We start from the raw sequence: 11,187 nt of genomic DNA on the forward strand, positions 1-11,187 counted from the left end.
ACAGGAGATGCTTGAAATGAATAGAGATCTTAAAGAAATCATCTCACGGATGACCTTGGAAGAGAAAGTGAAATTATGCTCAGGAGTAGGCGCTTGGAATACAGCTGCTCTTCCTGAACACGAAATACCATCGCTAATGCTCACAGACGGGCCGCATGGTCTAAGAAAACAATCAGGAGCCCAAGATCATATGGGGCTCAACAACAGTGTGCCGGCAACTTGTTTTCCTACAGCAGCAGGACTAGCCAGTTCGTGGAATAAGACTTTACTAGAACAAGTTGGAGCTGCACTTGGCGAAGAATGTCAGGCAGAAGATGTTCATATTCTCCTTGGACCCGGGGCAAATATCAAACGATCGCCGCTGTGCGGAAGAAACTTTGAGTACTTCTCTGAGGACCCCTACTTATCATCTGAATTAACGACCAGTTATGTTCAAGGCGTTCAAAGTCAAGGGGTAGGAACGTCACTCAAACATTTTGCAGTCAATAACCAGGAAACGAAACGGTTTAATATCAATGTCATTCTTGATGAGCGAACGTTACGTGAGATTTATCTTGCGGGCTTCGAAAATGTAATAAAACAAGCACAGCCGTGGAGTGTAATGGCTGCTTATAACAAGATTAATGGTGAATATTGCTCACAAAACGAGAAATTATTAAATGATATTTTAAGAGGGGAATGGGAGTTCGAAGGAATAGTTGTCTCTGACTGGGGGGCTGTTAGTGAGAGGGATGTTGCACTCTCAGCAGGTATGGATCTGGAAATGCCCGACAGTAATGGTGTAGGCAGCGAGAAGATTATTAACGCCGTGCGCAGTGGTACTATGTCTGAAGAAATCTTGGATGTTGCTGTTGAAAGAATTCTTTCAACTATATATAAAGCGATAGACAATAAAAAGAATCACGTAACCTATAATCAAAAAGCTCATCACCAATTCGCTAGATCCGTAGCAGCAGAGAGCATGGTGTTATTGAAAAATGACGATCAGCTTCTTCCGCTTCAAAAACAAGGAAAACTCGCAGTAATCGGCGCCTTTGCAAAGCATCCAAGATACCAAGGCGCAGGAAGTTCACGGGTAAATCCTACACAGTTAGAAGTCCCAATGGACGAAATAGCTAAAACAGCGTCGCAAGCACGAGTACAATATGCTGAAGGTTATTCATTGGACTCAGGCGAGATTAATGCTCAATTGATTCAGGAAGCTAAAAAGGTTGCCGGGGAATCGGAAGTAGCGATTTTGTTCGTTGGACTGCCAGAGAAATATGATGCTGAAGGTGTGGACAGAGAGCACTTAAAGCTTCCAGATAATCAGAATGCTTTGATAGAAGCAGTTACCGAGATTCAGAGCAACACTGTCATTGTTCTATTCAATGGTTCTGCTGTTGAAATGCCATGGATTCACAAGGTGAAGGGGGTGCTTGAAGCATATTTGGGTGGACAAGGGATGGCCGGTGCTGTAGCTGATATTCTTTTCGGTGATAAGAATCCATCCGGAAAACTCGCGGAAACCTTCCCGGTTCAACTGAGCCAAACCCCATCTTACATTAACTTCCCGGGTGAAGGTGACAAGGTAGAGTATAGAGAGGGCCTATTCGTAGGTTATCGTTATTACGATAAAGTTGAGATTGAACCTTTATTCCCGTTCGGGCACGGTCTCTCCTATACCACGTTTGAATATTCCGAGCTTCAATTGAATAAGAAAGAAATTACAGATTCCGAAGAAGTCATAGTCTCGGTAAAGGTGAAGAATACAGGAGGCAGAGCAGGGAAAGAAATTGTACAACTCTACGTGCAGGATATTGTGTCTAGTGTTATCAGACCTGTTAAAGAATTAAAGGCCTTTGAAAAAATTGAGTTAGCTCCAGGAGAGGAAAAGCGGGTTATTTTTAAACTGGGGAAACGTGCGTTTGCTTATTATAACGTTGAATTAAAGGATTGGCATGTGGAAAGCGGTGACTTTGAACTTCTTATTGGTAAATCCTCTAAAGAGATCGTTCTGCAAGATACAATCAAGGTCAATTCATCCGTTAGATTACGCAAGAAATATACCTTAGATTCTACCTTAGGCGATATTAAGTCTGAACCAGCTGCTGCTTCATTTATTTCATCGTTATTGACAGGGATGGGCTTCGGAAGCTCAGGATCTGAGGGGCCATTTGGAATGGACATGGAATCTTTACTGAACAGTATTAAGCTCAGAATTATTGAGAACCAAAGAGCAATGCCGCAGGAACAGCTGGAGCAATTTCTTGCATATTTAAATGAGGGCTAGAAGGCTAGACAAATCAGATAAGCCCAGGGAGGGTTATTATGATAATTGGAATTTGGAACAGTAAAATTGAAACAGAACTTGCTAGTATTAAATTTATCTTTCAAATTGAGGAACTGAACGGATTGCAGCTCCGCGTCTGGTCTGAGCCCGTCCCTATGGTTGAGATAGATGAGACGGTTATAGAGGGAAATCATCTTTTTGCTAAGGGACATAATAAATATGCGCCTGGTATCCTTACGTTCGATTTATATTTTGAAGAAAACTCTTTTACAGGAAAATTAGATATGATGGGTCAAGAGCTTGAGCTGATTGGTGAAAAAGGTAGAGGAACCGCTCTGTCCGAAGAGTTCGCAGCTCTAGCGGAAAAGGTCCGTAAAACGGATCTAAGTCCCCGAACAGATGCGGAGATAAAAGAAGAAGTTGATAAGCTGCTAAGCAAGATGTCTCTAGAAGATAAAATTGGGCAAATGAGCCAGTGTTTATCGTCCAATCACTCTTTTGGCGGTGAAGTGGAATCTGCACCACCTGAAGTATTAGTTGCGGAAGGAAAAGCAGGCTCTATTCTTGGAGCATTTGATCTAAAGCGTATATATGAGCTGCAGAAGATTGCGGTAGAACAGTCTCCTCATAAAATTCCGTTATTCTTCAACGCGGATATTATCCATGGATTTCAGACTATTTTTCCTGTTCCGCTGGCATGGTCATGCAGTTGGGACATGGAATTAATTAAAGATGCTTGTTCCATTGCAGCAAAGGAAGCGACAGCTTCCGGCAATACCTATAATCACGGACCTATGGTTGATTTGACCAGGGATCCACGTTGGGGACGTGTCGTAGAAGGAGCGGGAGAAGATCCTTACCTTGGAGCTCAAATCGCTAAGGCTCAAGTAGAGGGATTTCAAGGAGATAGTTTGTTTAGCGACGAAACCTTGATTGCTTGCCTGAAGCATTTTATTGGCTACGGAGGGACTGAAGGAGGACGCGACTACAATACTGTGGATATCTCCGAGGGAACACTCCGGAATTTCCATTTGCCGGCATTCCGAGCGGGTATAGAGGCAGGGGCGGGTTCAGTGATGAATGCCTTCAATATTTATCAAGGTGTGCCTGTAGCCGGGAATTCATTCTTGCTTCGTGAGTTGCTGCGTGAAGAGCTTGGATTTGAGGGAATGTTAATCTCGGATTATGGTTCTGTGGAAGAGATACAGATTCATGGAGCAGCCCGGGATAAAAGAGAAGCGGCGGCTATGGCCATCAATGCTACGATGGATATTGAGATGGTCACAAGAGCGTATGCTGATGAGCTCCCTCGCCTGGTAGAAGCAGGTACTATTAAAGAGGAACAACTTAATGACGCTGTTCGCCGGATTCTAACTTACAAATATAAAATAGGAATTATGGATGATCCCTATCGTTATATCCAGCCAGAGAAAGAAGCTCAACTCCATCTTCATCCAGATCATTTGGAGAAGAGTAGAGAATTAGCTCGTAAATCGGTTGTAATGCTCAAAAATAACGGAGTACTCCCTCTGGAAAGAGAACAAAAGGTTGCAGTAATTGGGCCTTTTGGTGCGAGCAGAGATTTGCTTGGACCTTGGCAATTCTCCCAATATGCTTACGAGACCATATCCTTATTACAAGGGATATCGGCTAAAGGGTTGGACAAGAGCCAGCTGAAATACGTGCAGGGATGCGGTGTAGAGACAGATATTGAGAACGGTATCGAGGAAGCCATTATGGCTGCCAAGGAGTCAGATGTCATTGTTCTCGCATTAGGTGAACACAGCGATATGAGTGGAGAAGCAGCTTCGCGGACAGATATTACACTCCCAGCGGTTCAGATGAAATTGGCTGAAGCGGTTGTAGCAACAGGAAAGCCAGTTGTTCTGGTATTAACTAACGGCAGGCCTCTTGCGCTTAATTGGTTTGAACAGCATACGGATGCGATTGTTGAAACTTGGTTTTTGGGTTCCCAGGCAGGTCATGCCATAGCCGACGTTTTATTTGGTGACTACAATCCATCTGGTAAACTCACAATGAGCTTTCCACAGAACGTAGGACAAGTGCCGGTGTATTACAATCATTTTAAAACTGGACGTCCAGTGACGAATGCAACTCGGGATCAGAAATATATCTCAAAATATATTGATTGTCCTAATGATCCGTTATACCCGTTCGGATACGGACTTAGTTATTCCAAATTTGAATACTCGAATCTCCATTTAGACTCACCAAAGATGACCCGGAAAGAAGTACTTCATGCGAGCGTGACAGTAACCAATACGGGACATTATGCCGGTGAAGAAATTGTACAGCTTTATATTCAAGATCTATACGGCAGCACTGTTCGTCCGGTCAAAGAACTTAAAAACTTCCGCTCTATATGGCTGGAGCCGGGTCAAAGTCAAATGGTAGAATTCCAAATTTCGGAGCAAGATTTGATCTACTACACAGGCAATCATAGATACGAAGCAGAGCTCGGAGAGTTCAAACTATATATTGGCTCAAATTCAGTTGATGTAATGGAAGTTGCTTTCGAACTGGTGTAGGTATCGGGAAACAATACGGAAAATGATCAACAAGAGTAAAAGTATAAATCAGGAGGTAGAAGAATGAATATCGAAACACTGGTCGGTACATTGACGCTTGAAGAAAAAGCGGGACTGTGTTCCGGAAAAGACGATTGGTTGACAAAAGCGGTAGAGCGGTTAAACATCCCTTCCATCCGTACAAGTGACGGACCTCATGGTCTACGGACGTTTGATGATCAGCCTGGTGCAAATAATAGTAAGCCAGCAGTCTGCTTCCCGGCAGGGTGTGCCACGGCAGCCAGCTTTGACCGAGCGTTGCTGAGTAGCATGGGGGAGGCTTTAGGGAGAGAGGCTCAGGCGATGGATGTGCAGGTGCTGCTTGGACCTGGTATCAATATTAAACGCAGTCCGCTTTGTGGCCGTAACTTCGAGTACTTCAGCGAAGACCCTATGCTGTCCGGAGAACTTGGTGCTGCATTTGTAAATGGTGTTCAAAGCCAGGGTGTAGGCACAAGCCTTAAGCATTTCTTCGCCAACAATCAGGAGTACCGCCGCATGGACGCTTCTTCTGAAATGGATGAGCGTACCATGCGTGAGATCTATTTGCCGGCATTTGAACGGGTAGTCAAGCAATCCCAGCCGTGGACCATTATGGCTTCTTATAATAAAATTGGCGGCACGTACTCTACAGAAAACAAACAATACCTCACCGATTTGTTACGTGAGGAATGGGGGTTTGAGGGTCTTGTTATCAGTGATTGGGGAGCGACGCACAACCGGGTCAAAGCTGTGGCCGCAGGAACCGATCTTACAATGCCTTCAGCTACCAAAACAGATCAGGAGATTGTAAAGGCTGTGCAGGAAGGTGAGCTATCCGAAAGTGAACTGGACAGAGCCTGCATTCATTTATTGAAGCTTGTCTTTAAATCAATGGATAACCGTAAAGAAGATGTTACCTTTGATTACGACAGCGACCATGCATTGGCGCGTAAGATCTCAGCTGAATCAATGGTGCTTTTGAAAAACGACAATAATGTATTACCGCTAAAGAAGAATGCAAAAATTGCATTTATAGGTGCGTTTGCCAAGGCGCCCCGCTATCAAGGCGGTGGTTCCAGTCATATTAACAGTTATAAAGTTACAAATGCTTTCGATGCTGCTGCTCAACTCATGTCTGGTAACTTAACCTATGCTCAAGGTTATCACTTGGACAGTTTGGAGCCGGATGCGGATTTAGTCCAGGAAGCAGTTGCTGCAGCCAAGGATGCAGACGTTGCTGTAATCTTTGCCGGATTGCCGGATTCGATGGAATCGGAAGGTTTCGACCGTGGTGACATGCGGATGCCACACAATCATAATGAACTGATTGCTGCTGTAAGCGCTGCCCAGCCCAATACTGTTGTTGTGCTGCATAACGGCTCGCCTGTGGAAATGCCATGGGTTAAAGCACCGAAAGCCATTCTCGAAGTATACCTCGGGGGGCAAGCGGTCGGCGAAGCAACAGTCCAGGTGTTGTTTGGTGAGGAGAATCCCTCTGGACGGCTACCGGAATCGTTCCCGGTTCGTCTGGAGGACAACCCTTCCTATCTATTTTTTCCCGGGGAAAATGGGGTAGTGGATTACAGTGAACGGATGTTTGTTGGATACCGTTATTATGAGAGCAAAAAGATGGACGTGCTGTTTCCATTCGGTCATGGGTTGTCCTATACGACTTTTTCGTACAGTAACCTAAGGGTTAGCGCAACAAACATGACGGAAGATGATACGGTAACTGTCTCGGTTGACGTAACTAACACTGGAAGTATGACAGGGAAAGAAGTAGTACAGTTATATATCGCACCTCATAAAGGGGAGATCATCCGCCCGGTACGTGAATTAAAGGGCTTTGAGAAAATTGAACTGAACCCACGGGAAATGAAAACGGTGACCTTTACACTGGGTAAGCGGGATTTTGCTTATTGGAACATGGCTGCGCAAGACTGGGCAGTAGAAACAGGTGAATACACTGTGCAAATTGGGTATTCCTCTTATTCGATTGCACAAGAAACCACATTGCATATCGAAGGGAAAGAGAACCCCGAAGGAATGGAATACACAATGTTCACACCTATAAAGGACTTTATACGTCATCCGATTGGTAAAACCTTTTGGGAAGCGAACTTTGGCAAGATGGCAGAAGGAATGGTGCGAACCGGCTTAGTCCAGGAAGAGGCGCTTGCAGCGGGTATGCAGCTTGGAAATAACGACTCAGCATTAATGATCCAGCCTATATCGATCATGACGGCCTTTGTTCCAGAGCTTGATGGCCAACCTATCAACGAAATATTAGAGCAAATGAACATCAAATACTCAGCTCAGAAGGAGAAGTGATTCGTATGTATAACGCAATGGTACAACTTCTCGGAATTCGCAATGAACGAATAGGATTGATATTATAACGTCCCCGCAGGGAGAATGTGCTATAGCAGCTCATTTCTCCTGATGGGCTTATTTTTTGTGCTGCTTTCTAAATAATCACGAAAGGTGTTGTGAAATATGATTCGAGTTTCTTTCAATGAGGGCTGGACCGTCGGTCCAAATAGTGGATTCTTTAACATGGCTCCAGATCAAATGCCGCAGCAGGTTACTTTGCCCCATGATGCTATGATCTCTAAGTTAAGAAGTGAGAATGCCGTGAGTGGAGGCAAAAAGGGATATTTTCCTGATGGAACTTACGATTATGTAAAGCAATTTCATGTACCCGAGACCTATAAGGAGAAGAGAATCACTTTTGAATTCGAAGGTGTATATATGAACGCCATGGTATACATCAACGGGGACTTCGCAGGACAGCATCCTTACGGGTATTCCAATTTCTATATCAAAGCAGATCGATTCCTGAAATATGGGGAAGACAATGAGATTAAAGTGGTTACCAAGAGCAGTGACGATTCACGATGGTATACAGGAACAGGGATTTACCGTGATACAAAAATGATGGTAGCGAATCTGGTGCATTTCCAAGTGGATGGCCTTCAAATTACAACACCTGAAATTTCTAACGGGTATGCTATTGTGAACGTGGCAACGTTTGTAGAGAATGAGGGCGTGAATCCGCAAACGACCCGGATATCCACGGAAATCCTGGATGCTGAGGGCAACGTAGTAGCTTTTGACCATTCCCCATTAACTGTTTTTGCGGGAGAAGTTACAACAATGCGCCAGCGCCTGGTTGTAAAGCTGCCAAAGCTGTGGAGTGTAGAGACGTCGTATCTATACACCTGCAACAGCAGAGTAATGGATGGGGACAACATTCTGGATGAGGAGATGAGTACATTTGGAATCCGTTCTCTCTCTTTAAATGCTGAACAAGGTCTATCTATCAATGGAGAAATTGTAAAGCTCCGAGGAGCTTGTATCCATCATGACAATGGTGTGATTGGAGCAGCCACGATCGGCCGTGCTGAGGAACGCCGCATTGAGATTTTGAAAGAAGCCGGATTCAATGCCATTCGTAGCTCGCATCAGCCTTTGAGTAAGGCCATGCTGAATGCATGTGACCGTCTGGGTATGCTGGTCATGGATGAAAGCTTCGATATATGGACGAACACAAAATCAGATTTCGATTATGCCTTGAATTTCCCTGTATGGTGGGAACGGGATATCGAAGCTATGGTGAATAAGGATTTTAACCATCCGAGTGTGATCATGTATTCCATTGGAAATGAGATCAAAGAGACAGGGAGTGCCAATGGTGCGGCATGGGGCAGAAAGCTTGCAGAGAAGATTCGCCGTATGGATAGCACAAGATATGTAATTAACTCGATTAACGGCTTTGTTTCTATCATGGATAAATTGAAGGATGTCATGAGCAGCCAACTCTCAGGTGATGTCAATACGGCCATGGCCTCTGCCGGCGATATGATTAAATACGTGCAAGGTTTGGAATTTGTTAAGAATGCAACAGCTGAATCCTTTGCGGCGGTGGATATCGCGGGATATAACTATGCGGACAATTGCTATGTACCTGATAAAGAATTTTTTCCGAACCGGGTGATCTGCGGAAGTGAAACCTTCCCTAAAGATATCGCCAATAATTGGAAGTTGGTACTAGAAAATGGACACGTCATTGGTGATTTCACTTGGACAGGATGGGATTATCTAGGGGAATCAGGTCTTGGCAGGGTTGAATATGGAGAAGTCAGCCGAGGGCTTGGGGCGTCCGGAGCATTTCCATGGCTGACAGCACATTGTGGCGATATCGACATTACGGGTCATCGTCTTCCTGTTTCTTATTATCGTGAAATTGTCTTCGGATTGCGCAAAGAGCCGTATATTGCCGTTCAGCGTCCTGCACATTACGGTGAGCAGCCTACAATGATGCCTTGGAGCTGGAGTGACGCCGTTTCCAGTTGGAGCTGGGAGGGCTTTGAGGGTAAGCCTGTTAAGGTAGAGGTATACTCTGACGCGACGGAAGTTGAATTGTTGATCAATGGAAAATCAGTTGGCAAGGCAGAGGCCGGTGAAGCGCATGACTTTAAAGCATTGTTTGATACCGTATACCAACACGGTGAAGTGGTGGCGATCGCCTATTCGGATGGAAAGGAAACCGGACGTATGACCCTGGTTTCGGCTGAGAGCGAAGTGAACGTCCAGCTTGAGATTGACCGCATGCAAATTAAGGCAGATGATACTGACCTGGCCTTTGTTACGATTTCGCTCGTGGATGATAAAGGAGTGGTGAAACCCCTTGCCGACCGGAAAGTATCCGTCACCGTAAAGGGTGCGGGAATCCTTCAGGGTCTGGGAAGCGCGAATCCCAAAAATGAAGAAAGCTATGTAAATTCTACGCACTTTACCTACGATGGAAGAGTCTTGGCTGTCATTCGTCCTACTGAGGCCGGAAGTATTGAGATGAGGGTTGAGGCTGAGGGTTGTGCGACAAAAACTGCGAAAATTGAAGTTTGTAAATAGGGAGGGTTTGATATGAGACATTACCCCCTAAGGACGATCATAGCAATGGGCGGGAGCCGCCTGTCGCGGGAAGAGTCATCTCAAATAGATTCACGAGGAGATATATTATGAACGATAATAGTAAAAAGTTAACCATGCAATATCAATTCCCAGACAAATTTTTATGGGGGGCTTCAACAGCCGCCCACCAAGTAGAAGGCAATAACACAAATAGCGATAGCTGGGTGATGGAAAACCTGAAAGGCACGAGCTACAAGGAGCCATCAGGAATTGCAGTAAATCATTATCGACTCTACAGAGAGGATATTGAACGTTTAGCCGCACTTGGCCTCAATTCTTATCGCTTTTCCATCGAGTGGGCCCGGATTGAACCGGAGGAAGGGCAATTCGATGAAGCAGCCATGGAACATTACCGGGATGTATTAAGAACTTGCAGCAACTTGAATGTAACCCCGGTCGTAACGCTTCATCATTTCACCTCCCCGCAATGGCTTATTAGCGCCGGAGGCTGGGAAGCTGAAGGTACGCCAGCAAGGTTTGCACGTTATTGTGCTCATGTCATGAGCCAATTAGGAGATCAAATTCCTTATGTATGTACAATCAATGAGGCAAATATTTCTATTGGAATTGCAAAAGTTATGAAGCAGTATCAGCAGGGGGGATCTGCAGCAGGACAACTTGGCATGAACATGGATTTTCAGGAACAAATGCGGGACTACTATGCTGAATTGTCCAAAGCATTTGGTATACCACCCATGGAGGTGCATACCTTCCTGTCACCACGTTCCGAAAAAGGCCTGCACATCATCTTCCAATCGCATGTGGAGGCAAGGGCGGCTATCCGGCAGGTTAGTCCGAACACTAAAATCGGATTAAGCATGTCGCTCTTTGATTTTCAGTCCGTCCCTGGTGGAGAAGAACAGGCTGCTCATGAATTACATGAGGAATTTCTACAATTCCTTCCTTATATGGAGGACGATGATTTCCTGGCCTTACAGAACTATTCACGTGAGATCTACGGACCGGATGGTCTCATCCCTGTACCGGCTGATAGTGAGCGTACCCAGATGGGTTACGAATTCTATCCCGAAGCTCTAGAGAATGTTATTCGTTGTGCTTCGAAGCATCTGAACAAGCCGATTATCGTAACGGAGAATGGTGTTGCTACAGATGATGATACACGCCGTGTTGCTTTTATTGATCGGGCTTTAAAGGGTGTAGCTGCATGTATTGCTGACGGGATTCCAGTTAAGGGATACTTGCATTGGTCACTACTTGATAATTTTGAATGGCAGCTTGGATTCTCCAAGCGTTTCGGGTTAGTTGAAGTAAACCGCCAGACACAGGAGCGCACTCCTAAACCTAGCGCTTATCATCTTGGAAAGATTGCCCGAGCTAATATTATTTATTAGTGTGGATTTTCTATAACCT

5 protein-coding genes are annotated in these 11,187 nt (G+C 45.0%); all 5 read left to right on the forward strand.

Annotated elements, in window-relative coordinates:
• Positions 1 to 16 precede the first annotated feature (16 nt).
• A complete protein-coding gene (locus NST26_RS07055; protein ID WP_340955230.1) occupies positions 17 to 2,272 on the forward strand; it encodes a glycoside hydrolase family 3 C-terminal domain-containing protein in 2,256 nt (751 codons plus the stop codon).
• A gap of 38 nt (positions 2,273 to 2,310) precedes the next feature.
• Positions 2,311 to 4,821 carry a beta-glucosidase BglX gene (bglX, locus tag NST26_RS07060; RefSeq protein ID WP_340955228.1) on the forward strand — a complete coding sequence of 837 codons (2,511 nt, stop codon included), beginning with the start codon at positions 2,311 to 2,313 and terminating at the stop codon, positions 4,819 to 4,821.
• Positions 4,822 to 4,884: 63 nt separating this feature from the next.
• Positions 4,885 to 7,173, forward strand: a complete 2,289-nt coding sequence (locus NST26_RS07065) for a glycoside hydrolase family 3 C-terminal domain-containing protein (RefSeq protein ID WP_340955226.1) — start codon at positions 4,885 to 4,887, stop codon at positions 7,171 to 7,173.
• 165 nt (positions 7,174 to 7,338) lie between these two features.
• A complete protein-coding gene (locus tag NST26_RS07070) occupies positions 7,339 to 9,756 on the forward strand; it encodes a glycoside hydrolase family 2 TIM barrel-domain containing protein (protein WP_340955224.1) in 2,418 nt (805 codons plus the stop codon).
• Positions 9,757 to 9,863: 107 nt separating this feature from the next.
• Complete coding sequence (locus tag NST26_RS07075) at positions 9,864 to 11,168, forward strand: glycoside hydrolase family 1 protein (RefSeq protein ID WP_340955223.1); 1,305 nt, start codon at positions 9,864 to 9,866, stop codon at positions 11,166 to 11,168.
• Positions 11,169 to 11,187: the final 19 nt, after the last annotated feature.

The sequence above is a fragment of the Paenibacillus sp. FSL R7-0128 genome (assembly GCF_038002245.1).
Taxonomy (GTDB): Bacteria; Bacillota; Bacilli; order Paenibacillales; family Paenibacillaceae; genus Paenibacillus_AQ; species Paenibacillus_AQ silagei.

What these genes read in the sequence shown, in the direction of transcription:
- NST26_RS07055 (WP_340955230.1), top strand. Translation starts at nt 17, where the DNA reads ATGAATAGAGATCTTAAAGAAATCATCTCACGGATGACCTTGGAAGAG.
- bglX (WP_340955228.1), top strand. Translation starts at nt 2,311, where the DNA reads ATGATAATTGGAATTTGGAACAGTAAAATTGAAACAGAACTTGCTAGT.
- NST26_RS07065 (WP_340955226.1), top strand. Translation starts at nt 4,885, where the DNA reads ATGAATATCGAAACACTGGTCGGTACATTGACGCTTGAAGAAAAAGCG.
- NST26_RS07070 (WP_340955224.1), top strand. Translation starts at nt 7,339, where the DNA reads ATGATTCGAGTTTCTTTCAATGAGGGCTGGACCGTCGGTCCAAATAGT.
- NST26_RS07075 (WP_340955223.1), top strand. Translation starts at nt 9,864, where the DNA reads ATGAACGATAATAGTAAAAAGTTAACCATGCAATATCAATTCCCAGAC.